The 23,519-nt window shown below is 58.1% G+C and carries 18 protein-coding genes and 2 pseudogenes; 16 read left to right on the top strand and 4 right to left on the bottom strand.

Going from position 1 to position 23,519, the window contains the following annotated elements; translation table 11 throughout:
* The first annotated feature begins 30 nt into the window (after positions 1 to 30).
* Together IOD40_RS17575 and IOD40_RS17570 are read left to right on the top strand one after the other, a co-directional pair.
* A complete protein-coding gene (locus IOD40_RS17575; protein WP_198478010.1) occupies positions 31 to 1,017 on the top strand; it encodes a 2-hydroxyacid dehydrogenase in 987 nt (328 codons plus the stop codon).
* A gap of 87 nt (positions 1,018 to 1,104) precedes the next feature.
* Entirely contained in the window at positions 1,105 to 1,506 is a 402-nt protein-coding gene (locus IOD40_RS17570) for a hypothetical protein (RefSeq protein WP_198478009.1), read from the top strand.
* Here the strand turns inward: IOD40_RS17570 and IOD40_RS17565 are convergent, their stop codons facing one another.
* Positions 1,507 to 2,277: a gamma-glutamyl-gamma-aminobutyrate hydrolase family protein gene (locus tag IOD40_RS17565; protein WP_198478008.1), complete on the bottom strand. Its 771-nt coding sequence runs from the start codon at positions 2,275 to 2,277 to the stop codon at positions 1,507 to 1,509. It lies immediately after the preceding gene.
* A 267-nt stretch (positions 2,278 to 2,544) separates the two neighbouring features.
* On the opposite strand from IOD40_RS17565, the gene IOD40_RS17560 reads away from it, so the two are divergent.
* The gene (locus tag IOD40_RS17560; RefSeq protein ID WP_198478007.1) at positions 2,545 to 3,642 is read left to right on the top strand and encodes a TRAP transporter substrate-binding protein; all 1,098 of its coding nucleotides are present in this window, start codon (positions 2,545 to 2,547) and stop codon (positions 3,640 to 3,642) included.
* 46 nt (positions 3,643 to 3,688) lie between these two features.
* Here the strand turns inward: IOD40_RS17560 and IOD40_RS17555 are convergent, their stop codons facing one another.
* From IOD40_RS17555 to IOD40_RS17545, 3 genes are all read right to left on the bottom strand, one after another.
* Positions 3,689 to 4,327: an exopolysaccharide biosynthesis protein gene (locus IOD40_RS17555; RefSeq protein ID WP_325099767.1), complete on the bottom strand. Its 639-nt coding sequence runs from the start codon at positions 4,325 to 4,327 to the stop codon at positions 3,689 to 3,691.
* Positions 4,328 to 4,399: 72 nt separating this feature from the next.
* Complete coding sequence (locus IOD40_RS17550; protein WP_198478006.1) at positions 4,400 to 5,791, bottom strand: TRAP transporter large permease; 1,392 nt, start codon at positions 5,789 to 5,791, stop codon at positions 4,400 to 4,402.
* A gap of 6 nt (positions 5,792 to 5,797) precedes the next feature.
* Positions 5,798 to 6,349 carry a TRAP transporter small permease subunit gene (locus tag IOD40_RS17545; RefSeq protein ID WP_198478005.1) on the bottom strand — a complete coding sequence of 184 codons (552 nt, stop codon included), beginning with the start codon at positions 6,347 to 6,349 and terminating at the stop codon, positions 5,798 to 5,800.
* A 253-nt stretch (positions 6,350 to 6,602) separates the two neighbouring features.
* Between IOD40_RS17545 and IOD40_RS17540 the strand changes: the two genes are divergently transcribed.
* The 13 genes and pseudogenes from IOD40_RS17540 (at position 6,603) to IOD40_RS17480 (ending at position 23,515) form a co-directional block, all read left to right on the top strand.
* Positions 6,603 to 10,082 (top strand): indolepyruvate ferredoxin oxidoreductase family protein, encoded by a 3,480-nt coding sequence (locus IOD40_RS17540; protein WP_198478004.1) that lies wholly within the window; start codon positions 6,603 to 6,605, stop codon positions 10,080 to 10,082.
* Between the two features lie 71 nt (positions 10,083 to 10,153).
* Positions 10,154 to 12,466, top strand: coding sequence for a putative bifunctional diguanylate cyclase/phosphodiesterase (locus IOD40_RS17535; RefSeq protein WP_198478003.1), 2,313 nt, complete (start codon positions 10,154 to 10,156; stop codon positions 12,464 to 12,466).
* 151 nt (positions 12,467 to 12,617) lie between these two features.
* Positions 12,618 to 13,385, top strand: a complete 768-nt coding sequence (locus IOD40_RS17530; RefSeq protein WP_198478002.1) for an N-acyl amino acid synthase FeeM domain-containing protein — start codon at positions 12,618 to 12,620, stop codon at positions 13,383 to 13,385.
* A 70-nt stretch (positions 13,386 to 13,455) separates the two neighbouring features.
* Complete coding sequence (locus IOD40_RS17525; protein ID WP_198478001.1) at positions 13,456 to 14,130, top strand: Crp/Fnr family transcriptional regulator; 675 nt, start codon at positions 13,456 to 13,458, stop codon at positions 14,128 to 14,130.
* A 299-nt stretch (positions 14,131 to 14,429) separates the two neighbouring features.
* A pseudogene (locus tag IOD40_RS17520) lies at positions 14,430 to 16,326 on the top strand (AMP-binding protein).
* On the top strand, positions 16,323 to 17,147 hold the full coding sequence (locus tag IOD40_RS17515) for an ABC transporter ATP-binding protein (protein ID WP_198478000.1): 825 nt from the start codon (positions 16,323 to 16,325) through the stop codon (positions 17,145 to 17,147). Before IOD40_RS17520 ends, IOD40_RS17515 begins: the two are co-directional and overlap by 4 nt.
* The gene (locus tag IOD40_RS17510; protein WP_198477999.1) at positions 17,147 to 18,106 is read left to right on the top strand and encodes a branched-chain amino acid ABC transporter permease; all 960 of its coding nucleotides are present in this window, start codon (positions 17,147 to 17,149) and stop codon (positions 18,104 to 18,106) included. The genes IOD40_RS17515 and IOD40_RS17510 overlap by 1 nt, the downstream gene beginning before the upstream one ends.
* Before the next feature lie 11 nt (positions 18,107 to 18,117).
* A pseudogene (locus IOD40_RS17505) lies at positions 18,118 to 19,193 on the top strand (branched-chain amino acid ABC transporter permease).
* A 60-nt stretch (positions 19,194 to 19,253) separates the two neighbouring features.
* Entirely contained in the window at positions 19,254 to 20,567 is a 1,314-nt protein-coding gene (locus IOD40_RS17500) for an ABC transporter substrate-binding protein (protein WP_198477998.1), read from the top strand.
* A gap of 52 nt (positions 20,568 to 20,619) precedes the next feature.
* Positions 20,620 to 21,459 carry an ABC transporter ATP-binding protein gene (locus IOD40_RS17495; protein ID WP_198477997.1) on the top strand — a complete coding sequence of 280 codons (840 nt, stop codon included), beginning with the start codon at positions 20,620 to 20,622 and terminating at the stop codon, positions 21,457 to 21,459.
* Positions 21,460 to 21,565: 106 nt separating this feature from the next.
* Positions 21,566 to 21,793, top strand: coding sequence for an aa3-type cytochrome c oxidase subunit IV (locus tag IOD40_RS17490; protein ID WP_198477996.1), 228 nt, complete (start codon positions 21,566 to 21,568; stop codon positions 21,791 to 21,793).
* An 88-nt stretch (positions 21,794 to 21,881) separates the two neighbouring features.
* Positions 21,882 to 23,102, top strand: a complete 1,221-nt coding sequence (locus tag IOD40_RS17485) for a Re/Si-specific NAD(P)(+) transhydrogenase subunit alpha (protein WP_198477995.1) — start codon at positions 21,882 to 21,884, stop codon at positions 23,100 to 23,102.
* Between the two features lie 65 nt (positions 23,103 to 23,167).
* Entirely contained in the window at positions 23,168 to 23,515 is a 348-nt protein-coding gene (locus IOD40_RS17480) for a proton-translocating transhydrogenase family protein (protein ID WP_407649221.1), read from the top strand.
* Positions 23,516 to 23,519 lie beyond the last annotated feature (4 nt).

Genomic DNA, 23,519 nt, shown 5'->3' with positions numbered 1-23,519 from the left:
ATCCCGACCTATTAGCAAGGAGCCGGCAACTTGGCCGATACACAAGACATCACCGTCCTGATCCCCGTGAAGCTGCATCCGCATGCTCAGGAGCGCATCAACGGCTCATTCAAGGTTCTTACCTGCGAACGTCCGGACGCTTCCTTGCTGACCGAGGAAGAGAGGGCGCAGGTGCGGGCACTCGCCGTCTCAACGGTAGCGAGCTATCCGATTGACGCCGCTTACATCGACGCGTTTCCGAACCTCGAGATCATCTCCAGCTTCGGTGTCGGCTATAACCATGTCGACGCAGTTCACGCTGGAAAGAAGGGCGTTGTGGTCACCAACACCCCAGACGTTCTGACCGAAGAGGTCGCCGATACTGCGCTGGGGCTGCTCCTCAATACCGTCCGCGAACTTCCCAAGGCGGAGGCCTGGCTGCGCGAGGGCAAGTGGAAATCGGTTGGCGATTATCCGCTGACCCGCGGCACACTGCGCGGCCGCAAGGTCGGCATCTTCGGACTTGGACGCATCGGCCAGGCGATTGCCCGCCGTCTTGAAGCGTTCGGTCTTCCGATCAGCTACTACAATCGCCGTCCTGTCGAGGGCGTGAACTACACCTACTATCCGAGCCTGGTCGAACTCGCGGCTGCTGTCGATACGCTGGTTTCAATTGCTCCGGGCGGGGCTTCCACGGACAAGGCAGTCAACGCGGAGGTGCTCGCGGCACTAGGATCGGACGGTGTCTTCGTCAATATCGGCCGTGGCTCAACGGTTGATGAGCAAGCTCTTGCAAAGGCACTCGAGGAGGGGACGATCATGGCGGCCGGCCTCGACGTCTTCGCTGACGAGCCGAATGTTCCGGAGAGCCTTCTCAAACTGGAGAACGCATCGCTCCTGCCGCATGTCGGCTCCGGAACCATTCATACGCGACAGGCAATGGCGGACCTTGTTGCCGACAACCTGCTGGCGTGGTTCGGGAAGGGCAGCGCAATCACGCCTACCCCTGAGACCGAACATCTCAACCCGAAAGGTTGAGTGTATTAGGCCGCGCTGATATTAGGCATTGATTAACCATACGAGCGGTAATCTGGTTCGCTCGTATGGGCCAATCGAGGGACTACCATGAAGGTCGTCTACGCTTTCGCAGCGGCTATCACTGCCGCCTTTGTGTATCAGCAAGGTTTTCTTAATCCGACACCGGGCGTTGATCCTGTGACGGTCTCGTCGATCAGCGCCGATGCCACTGCCAGTGAGCGCTTCCAAGTTCTTGCAGGTGGTGTGAACAACGGTTGTGTCGTAACCGCGAACGGGGATGGTCCGAGGAAGGATCTCACCCTGACCCCTGCCTGCGAACGGCAGATGCCCGCGCTCGGCAAGGTGAAGTGGTGGGTTGATCGCGATGACGGTTCGGTGGCGTTCCTAAATGCGAGCGGTACCATACTTGCCGAATTTACGGCCGGTGACGGTGCCGCTCTTGAGTCTTTCGCGCCGCGTGATCCAATGCTGGCGCTTTTTGCGCTCTAATTACTCCGCTGCAATGCGGTGCATTCGAGCCTGAGAATGCTCTCGCACCGCATCTCCGAACGCCCGGAACAGGCGTGCAGACGCATCGTCGCTCTTTACCCAATATTCGGGGTGCCATTGAACGCCGACAGCGAAGGCGCGGCTCCCGATCACCGACACCGCCTCGACGGTGCCATCAGGTGCGACCGCCTCGACCTGAAGACGCTCGCCCAACACATCGACCGCTTGTCGGTGGACCGAGTTGATCAAAATTTCGCCCTCACCGAACACGCCTGCCAGGCAGCTTCCCGGCTTGATCTCGACACGTTGGCGAATTGAAAAACGGACGTCCTGATCATCACTGACAGGTGCCCGGTGGTCCCAATTGCCCTCTTTTTCCTGAATCTCGCAAGCGAGGGTACCGCCGAGGGCGACGTTCATTTCCTGGATGCCCCGGCAGATGGCGAGAAGCGGCACCCCACGCTCGATCGCCTTGCGGATGAGAGGGATCGACGTGGCGTCGCGCGCTTCATCGTATGGACCATTCTCCTCGGAGGCGGCGCCACCATAGAGTGAGGGATGGACGTTGGACTTTGAGCCCGTGAGCAGGACGCCATCGACACCCTCAAGCAGAGTGTCGAAGTCCAGTTGATCACCGAACGAGGGAACGAGGACGGGAAACACGCCTGCGACCGATATTGCTGCATCGAGATATTGATGTGGCGCGGCATGCCACGTGTAATTCTCAAAATGCCTTAGGTCGGTCGATACGGCGACGAGAGGTTGGCGCATGATGGGTTCCGGACATTCCTGACAGGACGATACATCTAATGCGGATCGTGAACCTTTCCAAGCGCTTGTAGGGGCGGGAGGCTCGTAAGATCTTCTCAGTAACTCTCGTCCTTTGTGCTTGAGAATGCAAGAATGCGAGCGCTGGACACATGATCTGCGGCGTGTATTGATACGCTCGGATAGCTTGGGGAGGGGGACAATCCACCAGAATCCACCCTCGCAACTCCTATCAGAAATCGAATACCGACAATCTTTCGGGAGGAATCAATGGATCGTCGCTCGTTCTTGAAGAAGGCCAGTGTAGCCGGTGCCGGCGTGGCTGCAGCTACAACTCTTGCGGCACCTGCCATCGCACAGGATAAGAGGACCTGGCGCATGGTTACGTCCTGGCCCAAGAACTTTCCAGGGCTGGGCGTCGGAGCGCAGCGCCTCGCGGACCGTATCACGGCGGCATCCGACGGGCGTCTTACCATTCAGGTCTATTCGGCAGGGGAACTCGTCCCGGCACTCCAGGCCCTCGATGCGGTCATCGATGGCAATGCCGAAATGTGCCATGCGACGCCTTATTACTGGCAGAACAAGAGCCAGGGCCTGAATTTTATCACCGGCGTCCCGTTCGGGATGAGCTCGCGCGAGCTCTCCACCTGGATCCGCTATCTCGGCGGTCAGGAGGTCTGGGACAAGATCTATGATCAGTTCGGCGTTCGTGCATTCCTGTCGGGTGATACCGGAACCCAGACAGGCGGCTGGTTCCGCAATGAATTGACGGGCCTGTCCGACCTCCAGGGTCTGCGCTTCCGTACGCCCGGCCTCGGCGGACAGGTCTGGCAAAAGCTTGGAGCGAGCGTCACCAACATGGCTGCCGGCGATACGTTCCAGGCTCTGCAGTCCGGTACACTCGATGCCGTCGAATTCGTCGGACCCTACAACGATCTCGCACTTGGCTATTACCAGATCACCAAGAACTACTACGTTTCGAGTTTTGTTGAATCTGGTGCAGCGACGGAACTGGTTGTCAGGCAAGACTTGTATGATGAGCTACCGTCAGACCTGCAGGAAATCATCAAAATGGTCTGTCAGGCGGAATATGACGAGATGGCTTCCGACTTTTACGCGAACGATCCCCGGGCGCTCCGCACGCTCGTGAACGACCATGGGGTCAAGGCTCTGCAGTTCCCGGAAGAAATTCTGGAGGCGGGTGCCAACGCAGCAAAGGAGATCCTCACTGAACTGCGGGAAGGCGGAGATGCGCTAACTAAGGAAATGGTCGAGAGCTATATCGCCGGCTTCAATCTCCTGCGTGAACGCACAAAGAACACCGACATCCCATTCCTGCAGGCGCGTGAAAAGTATTTCAGCCTCTAAGGCAACATCAATTGCAAAGGCCCGGAATTTTCCGGGCCTTTTCTTGTCAGCCAGATCCCAGCAAAGTGGCTAACCCGCGCCCAGCCGCCATCGCCGCATAGGCGAGAACTGAGAAATATGCGACTGTCGCGATCAGCATCGCGTAGCCACCCAGTACCAGCGCTCCGTCACGCTGCGTCATTCCTATGCACAAAAGCATGATCGCGCAGGCTGGCAGCGTATTGGAAAACGGCACAAGGCCGAGCGGCAGCATCAACAAAACTGCACCCGCTACAATAGCGAGACCGTTGACGCGGCCGGCGACGGTACCCTGGGTAAGAAGCCCCAGCCGCGGCCGGATCGCCGTTTCAATTCGAGCGACAATATCGATGCCGCGCGCCAGAACACCGCTGAGCTTGGCCGCATTGATCTTCCGGTCCATGATTTGCCGGGGCAGCCAAGGCATCCGGTTGAGCGTGATGCCAAGTCCGAGCAGCAGGATTGCCAGTCCGAACACCGTGCTGACGCCGGGGATTGAGACAGGCAACAGGAAAGGCACCGACAGCACAGCGCACAAGATAAGCGGCCCATGGTCGCCGATGGTGGCCAGAATCTCGCGCAGAGTAATGTGGGGGCCGGGCATGTTTGCTGCGCGCCTCAGCGCGTCTTGCATGGTGTCGGCCCGTCCCTCGTACGCAAGGCTCACTATTCTGTTCCTTCTAAGCAGATACCGGCAGCGTGGCGCTGCCGGGACCCTTATCATCGAATCCGGCTGTGATCAGCTATAAATCCATCGCGGCAGCCAGGTGGCCAGCGAGGGGAACGAATAGATCAGGAACACAGCAAGCACCTGAAGCACGACAAACGGGATGATGCCGCGATAGATCATCCCCGTCGACACGCTGTTCGGCGCGACGCCGCGCAGATAGAAGAGCGCAAAGCCGAACGGCGGCGTCATGAATGATGTCTGCAGGTTCACGCTGATCATCACGCCGAGCCAGACCGGGTCCACTCCAAGGTTCAGCAAGACGGGTGCAGTAATGGGCACCACGATGAAGATGATCTCGAAAGTGTCGAGAATGAACCCCAGCAGGAACATCAGGAGCATGACGACCAGGATGGCAGCGCCAACGCCGCCAGGAAGGTTCGTCAGGAACTCATGGACCAGGTTCTCGCCACCCGTCAGCCGGAAAACAATGGAAAACACCGATGCGCCAAAGAGAATGATGAAGACCATCGATGTAATCGATGCCGTGGACAGCGTGGCCTCACGCAAGACTGAAAAATTAAGGCGTCCGCGGAATGCAGCCAGCACCATCGCGCCGACGGCGCCTACTGACGATGCCTCAGTCGGCGTTGCAATGCCGCCAAGGATTGAGCCCAGCACAGCAACGATCAGGAGCAGCGGCGGAATGAGTGCGGTGACGATCTCGCGCATCAGGCCTTGCTTCTCCTCCGGCGGGATCGGAGTGGCGGGGCACGATTTCGGGTCGAAGATCGCCTTGAAGATCACCCAGGACAGGTAAAGCAGCACCAGAAGGATGGACGGGATCAGAGCGCCTGCAAAGAGGTCGCCAACCGATACGGGTACGGGCGCAAAGTTGCCTTTGGCCATCTGCACCTGGGCGTTGATGCCCGTCAGCATGTCGCCCATGAAGATGAGCACGGTCGAAGGTGGAACGATCTGCCCAAGCGTGCCTGATGCGCAAATAACGCCACAGGCGAGGCGTGGATCGTAGCCCGAACGCAGCATCGCCGGCAAAGAAATCAAGCCCATGGTAACGACGGTTGCGCCGACCACTCCTGTGGACGCGGCCAGCAATGCGCCGACGATGATCACCGAAATTCCAAGGCCACCGCTCATGTTGCCGAAAAGCTTGCCCATGGTGACGAGCAATTGTTCGGCGATCCTTGATCGCTCCAGCACAACTCCCATGAAGATGAAGAGCGGGACTGCGACCAGCACCTCATTGGTCATGAAACCGATATAGCGGTTTGCGAGCGAGCCGAAATTGGAAGGGTCGAAGACGCCGAAATACATTCCGACGAGACCGAAGCCGAGTGACACGCCAGCAAGCGAGAATGCCACCGGAAAGCCGAGCAAGAGGAAGCCGATGATGCCAAAGAACATCAGGCCGGCGAGTATCTCGCCGATAAGCACAGTATCCATCTGCAGTTACTCCTGATGCGCCGGATAGCGGTATTCTTTGGGCAGAAGTCCCTCCTGCCCCTTGAGCACCAGGATCGAGCGGAGCGCCCAGGCGATCCCCTGCAAAGCAATCAAGGCGACGAAAACAAGAATGAAGCTCTTGAGAATGAAAAGCCCTGGCATCCCCCCCACATTGCTGGACGCCTCAAACAACTTCCATGAGCGGGCAATGTAGTTCCAGCTGTAGCGGGTGACGATCCAGCAGAAGGGCAAAAGGAAGAAGATGACACCGATCAGGTCGATGATCGCCTTCGTACGAACGTTCGCCGGACGATAGAAGATATCGACCCGTACGTGGTCGTCTCGAAAAAGCGCAAAGCCGGCAACGGCGGTGAACATTGCGCCGTTCAGCCAGACGTAGAGGTCCTGCATCCACAAAGTGGTGGTCCCCAGCACGTAGCGCTGAACGACGACGATGAAGCAGATAATCACCATGAGCGGCGCCAGCCAGGCAAATACGTTCCCGATCAGCTTGTTCACCGCGCCTATCCCGCGAATGACAGCAGCAAGTATATTCATGGGTTCATCCTTCGAACCACTTCTTTAATAAGCCGCAGCGCGGCGCTCCTCCTCCGACGCTCCCCTAAAAGAGCATCAGTCAAATCTTCCACGTTTCTGTTTTGATTCAGAAGATCCGACAAATTGCGGATATCATTCAACCTGCAGGATTGAAAAGCGCAACCACAAATTAGTTTGACGGAACCATGCCTGTCGGGAAGACTGACCAAAGGCGGTCTGTCACGTGGGACGATCGCCCCTCAGGAGGCTGCTGATGACGCTGCACGATGTGTCGCTCAACGACAAATATGATCTGTCGAAGACGCGCATCTTCATATCAGGTGCGCAGGCGGTTGTTCGCATGCTGATGATGCAGCGGGAGCGCGACCGGGCTGCGGGCCTCTCAACTGCGGGGTTCGTTTCAGGTTATCGCGGATCCCCGCTGGGCGGGCTCGACCAGCAATTATGGAAGGCCAAGCGGCAGCTTGAAGAATCCGATATCGTCTTCCAGCCGGGCTTGAACGAGGAACTCGCCGCCACAGCCTGTTGGGGCACCCAGCAGGCCGAATTGCTGGGCGAGGGCAAGTACGACGGCGTCTTCGCCCTTTGGTATGGCAAGGGGCCTGGCGTTGATCGCTCGGGGGACGTGTTCCGGCATGGCAACCTGGCGGGTTCATCGCCCCGTGGCGGCGTGCTCGTCTTGATGGGGGACGACCATACAGCCGAATCCTCCACCAATGCCCATGCCACCGAATACGCCTTTGTCGACGTGATGATGCCGGTTTTTCACCCGGCCGGCGTGCAGGAGCTGATCGACTACGGACTTTACGGTTACGCGCTCTCGCGTTTCTCCGGCACCTGGTCGGCCATCAAGTGCGTCAAGGACAACATCGAATCGACCGCATCAGTCGATGTTTCACTTGATCGGTTGGACATCGTCTACCCAGAGATCGACTTGCCGCCCGGCGGGTTGAACATTCGCAACGAGCTTGACCAGATCGGTCAGGAAGCTCGCCTTCATAACTACAAGAGGGCTGCGGTCAGCGCGTTCATCCAGGCGAATGGTCTCAACCGTACCATTTATTCAGGCGGCAGCAATCCGAAGCTTGGCATCATCACGGTTGGAAAGAGCTATTTGGACGTGCGCCAGGCGCTTGATGATATCGGGATTGACGAGATCGTTGCGGACAAGATCGGCCTGAGGCTGTTCAAGGTGGCTTGCCCATGGCCGCTGGATTACGAGCACATCGCCGAATTCGCGCAGGGCCTTGATATGATCGTGGTCGTCGAGGAGAAACGATCGCTGATCGAAGCGCAGCTTCGCGAGGCGCTTTACGGCAAGCCGAGCCAGCCGCAGATCATTGGCAAGAACGACGAGCGGGGCTCGACCTTGTTTCAGGCTGCGGGCGCGCTGGACCCCAACGACATCGCCATCGCGATTGGTGAACGCGTGCTGAGGGTTCTCGGCCACTCGGAAGAGGTGGCCGCGCGGGTGTCGCGGTTGAAGCAATTTCAGGCCATGCTGGCCGGAACCACGGATGTGGCTGCGCGTATTCCGCATTTCTGCTCAGGCTGTCCGCATAATTCTTCGACCAAGGTCCCTGACGGATCCATCGCAAATGCCGGGATCGGTTGCCACTTCATGGCCTTGTGGATGGACCGTTCAACCTATGGCTTTACCGCGATGGGTGGGGAGGGCGCACAGTGGGTTGGCCAGGCACCTTTCTCTACGCGCGATCACATTTTCCAGAATCTTGGGGATGGCACCTACAATCATTCCGGCTCGCTGGCTCTTCGTTTTGCGCTCGCGAGCGGCGCGAACATCACCTACAAACTGCTCTACAACGACGCGGTGGCCATGACCGGCGGGCAGCCTCACGAAGGCAATCTTACGCTGGAGATGATGGCGGCGCAGATCCGCGCCGAAGGCGTTGAACGGATCGCGGTGGTCAGTGATGAACCTGACAAATATTCTGGCGAGGTAAGCTTCCCGAGCGGGACGACCATCCACCATCGGGATGATCTTGACGCTGTCCAGCGCGAATTGCGTGACGTGAAGGGTGTCTCGGTCTTGCTGTACGATCAGACATGCGCTGCCGAAAAACGCCGAAGGCGCAAAATCGGCACCTTCCCTGATCCGGACAAGCGGGTGTTCATCAACGAGCTCGTCTGCGAAGGGTGCGGCGATTGCAGCGTCGCTTCCAACTGCGTCTCAGTTCAGCCGGTTGAAACGGAATTCGGGCGCAAGCGACGCATCGACCAATCCTCCTGCAACAAAGATTTTTCCTGTGTGAACGGTTTTTGCCCATCCTTTGTGACGGTCCACGGTGCCAAGCTTCGACGCAGCACCGGCCTTGCAGGCCAGATCAATCCGCTCGACGGCGTTCCAGAGCCGACAGGCGGTCGGGTCAAGGGGCACGGGTGGGCCGGCATTGTTGATGGTATCGGCGGCACCGGCGTCGTGACCATTGGAGCCATTATTGGCATGGCCGCTCATCTGGAAGGCAAGGGCTGCGGCATCATTGACATGGCCGGTCTGGCCCAAAAAGGCGGCGCTGTCTTCAGTCACATCCGCATCGGACAGACACCCGAGCACATCCATGCGATCCGAGTTTCAGCAGGAAAGGCCGACCTCATATTGGGCTGTGACCTCGTTGTTTCCGGCAACAAGAAAATCCTCACGGCAGCGCGCCAGGGGGAGACGCTTTTTGTGGCCAACACGGCGGAGATCATGCCGGGCGAGTTCACCAGGAACGCGGACTTTTCCCTCCCGAGTGAGCGCCTGAAGAAGGCGATCAAGGAAGCAGTGGGGGAGGAGCGTGCGCATTTCTTCGATGCAAGCAAGGCGGCGTCGGTCCTGTTCGGCAATTCCATGGCTGCGAACATGATGATGCTCGGCTTCGCATTTCAGCATGGCGGTCTGCCGTTGAACGCAGCGGCAATTGAGCACGCGATCGAGCTGAACGGCCAGGCGGTGAAAATGAACATCAACGCGTTCCGCTGGGGTCGCCGGGCCGCACATGATCCCGCCTTCGTGCAGAAGATGATCGGCGATCAGGGCAAGGAGCGGCCGGACGAGCCGCAGGCCGAGACGTTGGAGCAGCTGATCGAGCGGCGCGCGCATTTTCTGGCCGCTTACCAGAACGAAGCTTACGCGGACAGATATCGGGAGAAGGTAGCGGCGATTCGGATCGCCGAGGAGCGTGCATGCCCTGGCTCGAGCGTTGTGAGTGAGGCGGTTGCCAAGAGCCTGTTCAAGCTCATGGCGATCAAGGATGAATACGAGGTTGCCCGTCTTTACACCGACGGAACCTTCCAAAGGAAGCTGGCGGAGCAATTCGAAGATTGGTCCCGGCTTGAGTTTCACCTCGCCCCGCCGATCCTCGGCCGCAGGCACACGGACGGGCGGCCGCGCAAATCCCGTTTCGGGCCATGGATGATGAAAGCATTCTCGGTTCTGGCAGCGATGCGTCGGCTGCGGGGAACCCCATTAGACCTTTTTGCCTATACAGCCGAGCGCAGAATGGAGCGAAGATTGCTCCGTGAATTCGAGGCTGACCTGTCCCTTATCGCAGCAAGGCTCTCGGTTGCAAATCTCGACGCAGCAACTGCGTTGGCAAGCGTCCCGATGATGATCAGGGGGTACGGCCATGTAAAGGAGAGCAATGCCAGCAAGGCCGCGGCTGAACGTCATCGTTTGCTTGCGCGTCTGAAAAAGCTGCAAGCTGATCCGGTACTGGTAGCAGCAGAATGATGCACGCCATTCTTTCATAAGCCTTTTTTAAGGCGGCGCTGGCATCCTGATAGTTCATATGGTTTCCCGGTATGCCAAGCAAGAAGAACGACGAGCTTCCGCTCGACATATACATACCGTTTGTGCAGACGCTGTTTCGAGACTGCGTTACGCTGGCGATTGGATTCGCCGCACAATTGCTTCTCGTCGGCCTCGTCTATGTGGATTCCGGCAACAATATCTATCTCCTCTTAGCGATCTCTCTTGCGGTCGTCGCTGCGGTAAGACTTCGGAGTGTCCGGGAATACTCTCAAAAGCCGGCGCCGACGACGCTGGAAGAAGCGAATGAGTGGGAGCGGACCTATATTGTCTACGGGGCGCTTCACGGCTTCCTGCTGGGTCTTTTCTGCTTTCTTACGATCTATTGGGCACCGGACACGTTCGGTGAAATCGCTGCTCTTTGCGTGACGCTTGCTTCGGCGACCTCCATTGCAGGACGCAATTACGGGTCGCCGAGAATGGTGATGATCTTCCTAACGACGATGACCTGGCCGATTTCACTCGCGTTTCTTTTTCGCGGCGATATCTACCATTTCATCCTTGGCCTTCTTTCGATCCCGTTCTTTTTCGCGATACGGACTTTCGCTGACAATGTGCGCGAGGTGCTGTTCTCGGCAGTTCAGGCGGAGAAAACAGCAAACCGGTTGGCGCAGCGTTTCGACAAGGCGCTGAACACGATGACGTCAGGCCTGATCATGCTGAGCCCTGATGGAAAAGTGGTGGTCGCGAACGCCGAAGCTGCTGCGCTGATGGGCTCCGGTGACCAGAACCTAATTTTGGGACGCACCTTGCGCGGCCTTCTGATGCGGGGCGTGGCCGGTGGAATGCTAAGCCGCAATGACGCTCGTTTTGCCGAGGCTCAGCTCACACGGGCGCTGCGGGAGGGCAAGGACCGCAAGGTACTCCTCCAGCTCAAGGATGGCCGATATTTCGAGTTCTCTGCCCGCGAGGCGCAGGACGAACTGCGTGTCCTTACCTTCGAGGAAGTGACCGCGCGCATCGCCGCAGAAGAGCGAATTCGCCACATGGCCCGGTTTGACAGCCTTACCGGCCTTCCAAATCGCGCATATTTTCATGAGCTGGTCAGCGAGCGCATTACATCTGGCGATCCCGCGCGTCGGGTTGCGCTCGTCGTGTTCGACCTCGATGATTTCAAGAGCGTCAACGACACGCTGGGGCACCCTGTCGGAGACGGCCTGATCTATGCGGTCGGTGAGCGGCTTGCGCCTTTTGCAAGTCAGGACGTCATCATCAGCCGCTTCGGCGGCGACGAATTCATGATCTACTTCGATCAGGTCGACAGTGCGGAGAGCTTCCGCGAGATGCTCGACCAGTTATTTATTGATCTGAAGGGCGATGTTGACGTCGCAGGTCATTTGTTGCGTGTCCAGGCGAGCGCCGGTGCGCTGCTCACCCTGGTAAAGGGCGCGGATGTAGATGCGATGATCGTCAAGGCAGATCTCGCGCTCTACAAGGCCAAAGAGACCGGCAAGAATGGCTGGCAGCTTTTCGAGACCGTGATGGATCAGGCCTTCCGCAACAAACAATTGCTCAAGGCAGACCTGCGCGAGGCCGTTGAGGCAAGGCGGCTACGTGTAGTCTATCAGCCGATCGTGTCGATGAGAACGATGCGGATTTCCAATTGCGAAGCCCTGTGCCGCTGGGATCATCCGGAGCTAGGCCCCATCTCGCCGGCGGTTTTCATTCCGCTCGCCGAAGAGATGGGCATCATTTCCGAGATCAGCATCTTCATGCTGGAAAGCGCGACAGCAGAGTGCATGAACTGGCCGAAGCCCGTCGGAGTGTCGGTCAACCTCTCGGCCAAGGATTTCCGATCGGAAGCCATCATTGCGACGGTTTCCCGCGCGTTGGCGGTTTCAGGTCTCGAGCCATGCCGCTTGGAGGTCGAGGTCACGGAAACGGCCCTGCTGGATGACAAATCCAGTACACGCAAATACATCGAAGAAATGAAGCGGCTTGGGGTTCGGGTCGCCCTCGATGACTTTGGAACCGGCTACTCGAGCCTCAGCTATCTCCACACGCTTCCGTTGGACAAGGTGAAGATCGACCGCTCCTTCGTTCAGGACGTGACCCGAAACCGCAGGTCGCTCGATCTGCTGCGCGGGATCGTCAACCTCTCACGTCCCCTTGGTCTTGAAGTTGCTATTGAGGGCGTCGAGACCTTCGAGCAGCTGAAGCTGCTTGCGCTTGAGGTAAAGCCGGACCTTGTACAAGGCTTCCTTTTTGGGTCTGCACTGACGGCATCTGGCATTGCCACGATGTACAATACGACTTGGCCCTTCGCCCACCAGATACGCGCTTCGGTCGCCAGCTGTACCAGCTAAGAACGATCCTGCCGTGAGCTGGCGGCACCTCCTGCGTTAACGAATTGTTAACCTTAATGGAGGGTTAACGGCGTCATCGGTATTTTCGTGTTTACTCACGTCAGGGTTCCATTAACTTCCGCTGCGGTGGGATATGGATGCGGGGGAAGTCATGTCGAGTAACGTGACGGCGCTGCGAGGAGCAGTAGCAAGTGAGCGGCCAGCGACAGCCGGTAGGTCTGCTTTCGTCGCAAACATCTTCTCTGCGCTGGAGCGTACAGAATACAGAAGATGTGAAAGTGGCGAGGATCTCGAGGATATTTATCGCCTTCGCTACAAAGCTTACCGTCGTACTGAAATGGTTGGCGATAACCAACACAGCCAGATCTACGACGACCTCGACGATCAGCAGAATTGCCACCGTTTCGGCGTTTACATTGATGGCGTGCTCGTGAGCACGTTGCGCCTGCATCACGTGAGCGCGGAGGCGGCGAGGTCCCCATCCACCATCGTCTATCCGGACATTCTGATGCCACGGGTCGACGCTGGCGAAACGTTCATCGATCCTAGCCGTTTTGCGGCGGATCCGGATTGGACGAAGGCGTTCCCGCAGATACCTTACATCACGCTGCGGCTGGCTGGCATGGCGTGCATGCATTTTGCCACGCCGTACTGCCTCTCGACCATCCGGCCCGACCACGGAGGGTTCTACCGACGGATCTACCACTCCGAACAGATTGGTGCCCTACGCGACTATCCGGGGCTCAACTATCAGGTTGTGCTCTATCAGGCAGACGTCAACGCGATCCGCACCCGATCTTTTGCCCGGTTCCCGTTTTTCCGCTCGACGCCGATGGAGCAGAGGCTGATGTTTGGCGAGACGATGCCGGGAGAGCCACGCCCGCTGACCATTCTTCCGACGGCTCAGTACGCCGCCTGACTTCTTGTCACAAGCACACAACGCGTCCTAACCTGTCCGGGTATGGACGAGGCTGCCGTTCCGAGGTCAGATGAAGGCTCGCGAAGAAATCGCCAGATCATGCATCTGGTCCGTAGAGCTCACAGATGAAGAGCTGGAGCGCGCCGCTCGCGGGCTCATTGAGCGCAGATACGCGAAGGGCGCCTATATCTGCCACAAGGACGACCGGCTGGACTACTGGACCGGCGTCCTGAGCGGCCTCGTGAAGATCAGCGCCATTTCCCGGGAGGGCAAGGCGATGACCTTTGCCGGTGCCGCCGACGGTGCCTGGGTTGGCAAGGGGTCTGTCTTGAAGGACGAGCCGCGCAAGTACGATCTCGTTGCCATCCGCGACACGCGCCTTGCGATGATGCAACGCTCGACCTTCATGTGGCTCTACGAAAACTCCACCGGCTTTAACCGGTTTCTCGTGCGCCAGCTGAACGAGCGCATGGGCCAGTTCATTGCCACAATTGAATACGACCGCATCCTTGTACCGAAAGCGCGGGTGGCACGGAACCTTTCGTGGTTCTTCAACAAGGTTTTGTACCCAAATGCGGGACCGGCGCTCGAGATCAGCCAGGAAGAACTCGGGCTGCTTGTAGGGGTGTCGCGGCAGGTGGTGAACCGCAGCCTGCAGGAACTTGAAGAGGAGGGGCTGGTGAGGGTTGAGCATGGGCGGATTACGCCGCTCAACATCAAAGCTCTCGTCAGCTACGGCGCGTGATCGCAAGCGCACGCCGCAAATATTCGTAGAACTCTGGAGAGCAACGCACCTACAAGTGCGCCCATTGAACAGACAATTTGGGAACACGTCTGTCAAGCGGGGTGTTGCGTCGGCAAGTTATTTCGTGGAATTCTGCATGAGATGACAGGTTCCAGTCAGGCGGGAGGGCTTGGAAGGAATCGGGACGCAGTTGAGCGTCTGTCTGGAGGAGGAACGAGTTGGCGCAATCCGCGAGCGCACTCGATACGTTTCCGAAATACCTGCTCCGCAATGCGGAGCATTTTGGCAGTCGGCCTGCCATGCGCCATAAGGACTATGGCATCTGGCAAAGCTGGACCTGGCAACAACAACTGGAAGAAATTCGCGCCTTCGCCCTTGGGTTGCTCAATCTGGGGTTCGAGCACGGAGACAAGGTGGCAGTTGTTGGCGCCAACCGACCGCGCCTTTATTGGACGTTCACGGCTGTTCAGTCCCTCGGCGGCATCCCGGTTCCCTTTTACGCAGACGCGGTGGCCGAGGAGATGTCCTATGTCCTTGATCACGCGGGCGTTCGTTTTGCAGTCGTGCAGGATCAGGAGCAGGTCGACAAGCTGCTTTCCTTCGCTGAGCGTATGCCCGCGCTGACCGACATCATTTATGATGAAAAACGCGGGTTAGAGGGCTATCGCTCGGAAGCGCTTCATGACTTTGCGGATACAGGCGCGGGGACGGACCCTGATCGACAAGGATGCCTCGGCAGCCTCAGCATGGGAGAAAATGGTCCGAACCGGCAGCGGTGAGGACGTCTCGATCATGCTCTACACCTCCGGCACGACCGGTCGTTCGAAGGGGGTGATGATCAAGGCCGCGGCGGCTGTGAATGCTGCTATCGACACTGCCCGGTTCGACAAACTCACGGAAAACGATAGCGTCCTTGCCTATCTGCCGCTTGCCTGGGTGGGAGACCACTATCTGAACTACGCGCAGGGCTATGTTGCAGGCTTCTGCATGAATTGCCCTGAAAGCCAGCAGACGGTCCCCCAAGATTTACGTGAGATTGGCCCGACCTATTATTTCGCTCCTCCGCGGGTCTTCGAGAGCCTGCTGACCAGCGTGACAATCCGAATGGAGGATGCCGGGCGCTTCAAAAAATGGCTGTTCCGCACTTTCATCGATGTGGCTCGAAAGCACGGCGAGGCGATCCTCGAAAAGCGCCCCGTTCCGCTTTCGGGGCGTGTTGCCTACGCCCTCGGGGAGGTGCTTCTCTACGGTCCGCTCAAGAACGTTCTGGGAATGTCGAAAATCCGCGTTGCCTACACTGCGGGGGAGGCGATTGGCGCGGATCTGTTCTCCTTCTTCCGATCCCTCGGCATCAATCTCAAGCAGCTTTATGGTCAGACAGAAGCGTTTCTTTATGTGACCTGCCAGAAGGACGGTCAGGTCAGATCGGATACGGTCGGCCCGCCCGCTCCCAACGTCGATATTCGCATCAGCGACAATGGCGAAGTCTTGTTCCGCTCGCCGGGCATGTTCGCGGGCTATTACAAGGAAGATGACAAGACGACCGAAGCGATGACCGCGGACGGTTATGTGAAGACCAGAGACGCCGGGTTCTTCGACGCTGATGGGCAGCTCAAGATCATCGACCGGGCGAAGGATGTCGGCAAGCTGCGGGACGGCTCTTTGTTTGCGCCGAAATACATCGAGAACATGCTGAAATTCTTCCCCAACATCAAGGAAGCGGTGGCTTTCGGCGATGGGCGAGACCATGCGGCCGTATTCATCAACGTCGACCTGACTGCTGTGGGAAACTGGGCCGAGCGTAACAATATCGCTTACGCGTCCTATCAAGAGCTGGCCGGGCATCCTCGCGTCTACGAGATGATCGCCAAGAATGTCGATGAGACAAACAGGCGCCTGTCGCAAGAAGCTGCGATGGCGGGTGCGCAAATCAAGCGCTTCCTTATCCTGCACAAGGAACTCGATGCTGATGACGGCGAGCTGACACGCACCCAGAAGGTACGACGGTCATTTATCGCTGAGCGCTACGGTGAGTTGATCGAAGCTTTGTACGATGGCTCGAGCGAAAAGTTCGTTTCCACCGAAGTGACATTCGAAGACGGGCGCAAGGGGCGCATCAGTGCCACGGTGCGGATCGCTGAGGCGAACACTTTTGGCAGTGCACCGAGCAAGCCAGTGAGAGAGGCAGCAGAATGAACCCACATCCGTCGTCGGCTGAGTTTTCGGGTGCCGACGATGGCATCGCCAAGGGGGACGTCCTCCTCATGGCGGATAATGTCTCGCTATCGTTTGGCGGCGTGAAGGCCATTACCGATATCTCCTTCGACATTCGCAAAGGGGAAATCAGGGCGATCATCGGCCCGAACGGCGCGGGCAAGACGTCCATGCTCAACGTGATCAACGGCTTTTATACGCCGCAGGTGGGGGTGATCACGTTTCGCGGTCAGCGGCGCCGGGCGATGAAGCCCCATCACGCGGTGAAGCAGGGTATTGCCCGCACCTTCCAGAACGTCGCGCTGTTCAAGGGAATGACAACGCTGGAAAACATCATGGCCGGACGTTCGGTGCTGATGAAGCGCAACATCCTTTGGCAGATGCTTTGGCACGGGCCCGCATTGCGCGAAGAAATCGAACATCGAAAGAAGGTCGAGGAAATCATCGACTTTCTCGAGATTGAGCATATCCGGCGGACGCCGGTGGGCAAACTGCCCTACGGGCTACAAAAGCGGGTCGAGCTTGGGCGAGCGCTCGCCATGGAGCCGTCGCTTCTCCTCCTCGACGAGCCCATGGCGGGTATGAATCTGGAAGAAAAGGAAGACATGAGCCGGTTCATCATCGACGTGAACCAGCAAAGGGGCACTACCATCGCCTTGATCGAACACGATATGGGCGTGGTGATGGACCTGTCCGACCGTGTGGTTGTGCTCGATTACGGCAAGAAGATCGCCGATGGCGTGCCCGATGAGGTCAAAAATAACCAGGCCGTGATCGACGCCTATCTGGGAGTGGCACATTGATGGACTTCATCCACCCCATCCTCATCAAGCCGTTTCAGGATATGGTCGAAGCCCCTGATTTTCTCTTGCAGGTGTTGTGGGAGGGGATCGTGTCGGGCGTTCTTTATGCGCTGATCGCGCTGGGCTTCGTTCTCATCTTCAAATCGTCCCGCATCTTCAATTTTGCGCAAGGCATCATGGTGGTGTTTGCGGCGCTGACGCTGGTTGGGTTGCACCAGAAGGGGGTGCCGGCCTGGCTCGCGCTGCCTCTGACGCTTGGCGTGATGTTTTTGCTCGCGGTGGGAATTGAGCGGATCGTGTTGCGCCCGTTGGTCAACCAGCCCGACATCATACTTTTCATGGCAACGATCGGCATCACGCTGTTCCTGATCGGTCTCGGCGAGACGATCTTCGGCGGCGAGAACAAGCGCATGATCACTGAAGAGCTCGGGATCCCGACGGGCAGCTACATCTTTGAGCCGTTTGGCGGGCTGGTGATGATCGAGCAGCGCGATATCACGGCGGTCGTGGGTGCTGTGGTGCTGGTCGCCTGCCTCCTTCTCTTTCTCAACAAGTCGAAGATGGGGCGAGCGATCCGTGCGCTTGGTGATGACCACCAAGCCGCGCTGTCGGTTGGCATTTCGCTGTCGACCATCTGGGTTCTGGTCTGGTTCATCGCCGGGATGATTGCACTTGCAACGGGCATTGTCTGGGGTGCACGAGCAGGCGTTTCATTCGCACTCGAGGTCATCGCGCTCAAGGCGCTGCCGGTTCTGATGCTTGGCGGTCTCGAATCCGTCAGCGGCGCGATCATTGGTGGGCTGATGATCGGGATTCTTGAGAAACTATTCGAGATCTATTGGGGGCAGCCACTGCTCGGCGGGAACACCGAATCCTGGTTTGCATACATGCTTGCACTGGTTGTGCTCCTGTTCAGACCCCAAGGTTTGTTCGGCGAGCGCATCATCGAGCGCGTTTGAAGGAAGAGCGAATGCTGTATCGCGTCGCAGGGCAGTACAAAACCAGCTACAAGGCCGATTATGCACTCTTCCCGGTGAAGCAGGATGCGTGGCTGCTCGGGATTATCCTACTCGTCTGCTTCGTGATCCTGCCCTTGATGGCCAACGAATTCGCCTTCAGGGCTCTGTTGATCCCGGTGCTTATCTACTCGTTGGCGGCGCTGGGCCTAAATATCCTGACGGATATGCGGGGCAGCTTTCGCTGGGCACCGGTGCCTTCATGGGGGTCGGAGCCTATGCCTGCTATAAGCTCACGACCATTTTCCCGGACCTGAATATCGTGGTCGCGCTCGCGCTGTCGGGCTTCTTTTCGGCCAGCGTCGGAATGGCTTTCGGATTGCCATCCCTGCGCATCAAAGGATTCTATCTCGCCATCGCCACGCTGGCAGCCCAATTCTTTCTGGTGTGGCTGTTCCAGAAATGGGCATGGCTTTACAATTACTCGGCATCCGGTGCGATCCAGGTTCCCAATATTCAGATGTTCGGGATCACTGTCGCCGGTGCTCGGGCTTCTGCGATGACGCAATATTACTTCGTCCTGTGCGTCGTTGTGGCCATCACATTTTTCACGATCAACATCACGCGCGGGCGGATCGGACGCATCTGGAAATCGGTGCGTGACATGGATATCGCGGCTGAACTCGTCGGCATCAATCTGATGAAGGCGAAGCTGCTGGCGTTCTTCGTTTCGTCTTACATTGTCGGCATTGCGGGAGCATTGTTCGTGTTTTTCTGGCGCGGAGCTGCGGAGGCGGAGCTGTTCGACATTCAGCTCTCCTTCCGAGTGCTGTTCATCGCCATCATCGGCGGGCTCGGTTCGGTGCTCGGGAATTTCCTTGGAGCGATGCTGATTGTTGCTTTGCCGGTCCTCATAGGATGGGTCCCGAGCGCGTTCGGGCTGCCACTCAGCTCATCCATGATCGAACATCTCAACGTCATGATTATTGGCATGTTGATCATCGGATTTTTGATACTGGAGCCACACGGACTCGCGCGGTTGTGGGGCATCATTCGGGAGAAGCTGATCATCTGGCCGTTCCCGCACTGACCTGCTGGGCCGGCAAGGAACTGAGGAAGGCCTGGAACGGGCCATAGTGGAGGAACAGGCATGAAAGCACAGATTACAGCATCGCTTCTTGCAACCGTGTTTGCGCTGGGCCTCGCGGCACCAGCTGCGGCGCAGGACGCCCTCAAGCTTCCAAATATGTCCTATCGCACCGGTCCGTTCGCCGCGACCGGCACACCTCACATGAACGGCCAGCTTGACTACATGACCATGCTCAACGAGCGCGACGGTGGCATCAATGGCATGAAGATCGAGTTCGACGAATGCGAGACCGGTTACAACACCGAAAAGGGCGTCGAGTGCTATGAAAAGACCAAGGCCGAGGGGGCCTTGGTCACACAGCCATGGTCCACCGGAATTACCTTGCAGGTCCTGCCTCGGACAGGGGTCGACGAGATCCCGATGTATGCTCCTGGTTACGGCTTTTCGGCCATGCAGGACGGAGAGACGTTCAAATGGGCCTTCAATCCGCCAACGTCATATTGGGACGGTGCATCGATGATCCTGCAGGGGATTTCCGATGGAAACCTGGATAGTCTGAAGGACAAGAAGATCGCATTCCTGCATCTGGATCATCCTTACGGCAAGGAGCCGATCCCGCTCTTCGAAACGCTTGCATCGACGCACGGCTTCACTCTTCTGCCTATCCCCGTTGGCCTGACCGAGATGCAGAACCAGTCGGCGCAATGGCTGCAGATCCGTCGCGAAAAGCCCGACTTCGTCATCATGTGGGGATGGGGTGCGATGAACGGTGGAGCGATCGCTGAAGCCGTGAAAACCCGCTACCCGATAAACCAGTTCGTTAGCGTCTGGTGGGGCGCACATGAGCCGGACCTCAAACTCGTCGGAGAGCAGGGCAAGGGATATCGCGCGCTGTCGTGGAATTTCGCGGACTCCGATTCCAAGCTGATGCAGGACGTCAAGAAGTACGTCGTTGATGCAGGAAAATCCCAGATCAACCAGCAGGGCGGCGAGTTCGACTCGACCTCCTATCAACGCGGTATCTTGATGTCGGTGATCCTTGCGGAGGCGGTGAAAGCCGCTCAAGACAAGGCTGATACGCCGAACATCAATCGCGAGCAGCTTCGCGTCGGCCTCGAAAACGTCAACATCGATGAGGCTCGGCTGGCCGAGCTGGGTGCCGAGAACATGATGGCCCCCTTTGCGATGAGCTGCAGCAACCACACGGGCCATGCCAGCGCCTGGATGATTGAGTGGGATGGCACGAAGTTTGTGAAGGTGTCGGACCTTTTGACTGCTGATCGCTCCGTTATCGATCCGATGGTGGAAAAAGCTTCCGCAGAATACGCCGCCGCCAATCAGCCTTGGCCGATGAACGACGACTGTACGCAGTAATCACTGAAATCAGGCCCGGCTTCGGCCGGGCCACTGATTGCGGGATTTTCAAATGACGACAGCCAGTACGGAATCGGTCAGCGCGCAGGACGAGTTGGTCCTTTCGGTCAACAATATTGAGGTAATCTACGATCACGTGATCCTCGTTCTCAAAGGCGTGTCGCTCGCCGTCCCTCGCGGCGGTATCACAGCACTTCTTGGTGCGAACGGCGCGGGCAAGACGACGACGCTCAAGGCGATCTCGAACCTGCTTCGGGCGGAGCGTGGCGACGTCACCAAAGGCAGCATCGTCTTCGAAGGCGAGCAAGTGCAGGCCTTGTCGCCGAACGAACTGGTCCGCCGCGGCTGCATCCAGGTGATGGAAGGGCGTCATTGCTTCGGTCACCTGTCAGTCGAAGACAATCTGATGACCGGCGCTTTCACTCGGCGCGACGGAAAAGCTGCAATCCGCGATGATCTCGAGATGGTCTACGAGTATTTCCCGCGGCTGAAGGTTCGTCGCACCAGCCAGGCGGGTTACACATCCGGAGGTGAGCAGCAGATGACTGCGATCGGCCGCGCCCTGATGAGCCGGCCGAAGATGATCTTACTTGATGAGCCCTCCATGGGCCTTGCGCCGCAGCTGGTCGAAGAGATCTTCGAAATCGTCAAGAAGCTCAACGAGGAGCAGGGCGTTTCCTTCCTGCTGGCGGAGCAAAACACGAACATTGCGCTTCGCTACGCGAAATACGGCTACATCCTCGAATCAGGTCGCATTGTTCTGGATGGAGACGCGCAATCGCTCCGTGAAAATGAAGATGTGAAGGAGTTTTATCTGGGAGTCGGAGGGGAAGGGCGCAGATCATTCCGCAACGTGAAGCATTACAAGCGCCGGAAACGTTGGCTTGCCTGATGTCTTTCCCCGGGATGCGAGCACCTTCCGCGACATTAGTCCCATTGCTCTCAAGCCGTGTTTTCGCTATCAGCGACCGGAAGTTATTCTGGAGGGGATACCCGCAATGGCTGACAACACACCAACCGGCCCCGTCGAACTGGGCGGTCAGATGGACTACCAGGAACACGAGAAAACATACGCCCTCTTCGGCAACATTGTGAAATATGGCACGGTGAGCCTCGTTGCATTGCTGGCAGCGATGGCATTCGGGTTCTTCACCGCGGCGGGCTTCTTCTCCGCTACCATTCTCTTCATTCTGCTCGTCGCTGCAGGAAGCTACCTGCTACGCTAAGGCCTCTGTCGCCGCGGCGAGATCTGAATGCCGACGCGAGCTCGTCTCGCGGCGGCTTTTAATATTTGTAATCCGAAAGGAACTTGCTGTGGGACAGAATATATTCGTGCCACGCGAGGTTGACGCAACGGAACCTCGTGTCGCCGCGTCACCGGAAACGGTGAAGCGGCTCGTTGGTCTCGGCTTTTCGGTTGTCGTGGAAAAGGATGCTGGTGCAGCATCCCGTATTCTCGATGGCGATTATGTCGGGGCTGGCGCAACCATTGGCAAAGCGGGCGATGCCGCCAAAGCGGATGTGGTGCTTAAAGTGCGCCGCCCCAGCGAGTCGGAACTCAAAACCTATAAGCCGGGCACAATTGTGCTCGCCGCAATGGACCCCTACGGCCATGAAAGCTCGGTTGCCGCAATGGCGCGGGCCGGCGTCTCCGCCTTTTGCATGGAGTTCATGCCGCGCATCACGCGCGCTCAGTCGATGGACATCCTGTCTTCGCAGGCAAATCTGGCCGGCTATCAGGCAGTCATCGATGCAGCAGCTGAATATGATCGCGCATTGCCGATGATGATGACGGCGGCGGGCACCGTCCCGGCGGCCAAGGTCTTCGTCATGGGTGCGGGTGTTGCGGGTCTTCAGGCCATTGCAACGGCTCGTCGTCTGGGAGCGATCGTGACTGCGACCGACGTGCGTCCCGCCGCGAAAGAGCAGGTTGCTTCGCTCGGTGCAAAGTTCATTGCGGTCGAAGACGAGGAATTCAAGGCGGCAGAGACTGCCGGCGGATACGCCAAGGAAATGTCCAAGGAGTATCAGGCGAAGCAGGCGGCGCTCATCGCCGAACACATCGCCAAGCAAGACATCGTCATCACCACCGCTTTGATTCCGGGACGTCCGGCTCCACGGTTGGTGTCGTCCGCCATGGTCGCGGCGATGAAGGCTGGCTCCGTCATTGTCGACCTTGCGGTCGAGCGCGGCGGCAACGTCGAGGGAGCAGTCCCGGGACAGGTGGTCTCCAGCGAGAATGGCGTCAAGATTGTCGGGCACCTGAACGTCCCTGGGCGCGTCTCGGCGTCGGCGTCCCTGCTCTATGCGAAAAACCTCTACGCCTTCCTCGAGACCATGGTCGACAAGGAAGCGAAGACTGTCGTCCTTAACCCTGAAGAGGAGTTGGTGAAGGCGACCTTGCTCACCCATGGCGGCAAGATCGTTCATCCGGCATTTGCCTCGGTTGAAGTCGAAGAAGAGGCACCGGCTGAACAGGCTGCTGAGGCGAAACCGAAGAAGCGTTCCACCTCAAAGGCTAAGGGAGACGCGTGATGGAAAACAATACCGCCCTTGAGAGAGCCATTGGCCAGCTCGAGCAGGCTACTGCCGCGATCCGTATGGCATTCGAAGACCAGCAGGCGGCTGAAACTGTTGCTTCCGGCGCTGCTGCTGCGACGGGCATCGATCCGTTCGTGTTCCGGTTCGCGATCTTCGTGCTGGCGATCTTCGTTGGCTATTATGTTGTCTGGTCGGTGACGCCAGCTCTGCACACGCCCTTGATGGCCGTGACCAACGCGATCTCCTCGGTGATCGTGGTGGGCGCACTCTTGGCCGTTGGCATTTCGGCGTCGGGCCTTGCCACGGGCTTTGGCTTCGTTGCGCTGATCCTTGCCTCCGTTAACATTTTCGGCGGTTTCCTCGTCACCCAGCGCATGCTGGCGATGTACAAGAAGAAAGAAAAGTGAGGCC

The organism is Aquamicrobium zhengzhouense (assembly GCF_016124105.1).
GTDB classification, from domain to species: Bacteria; Pseudomonadota; Alphaproteobacteria; order Rhizobiales; family Rhizobiaceae; genus Aerobium; species Aerobium zhengzhouense.
Note: the sequence above shows the minus strand (reverse complement) of the source record. Positions and strands in the feature narration are given on the sequence as shown.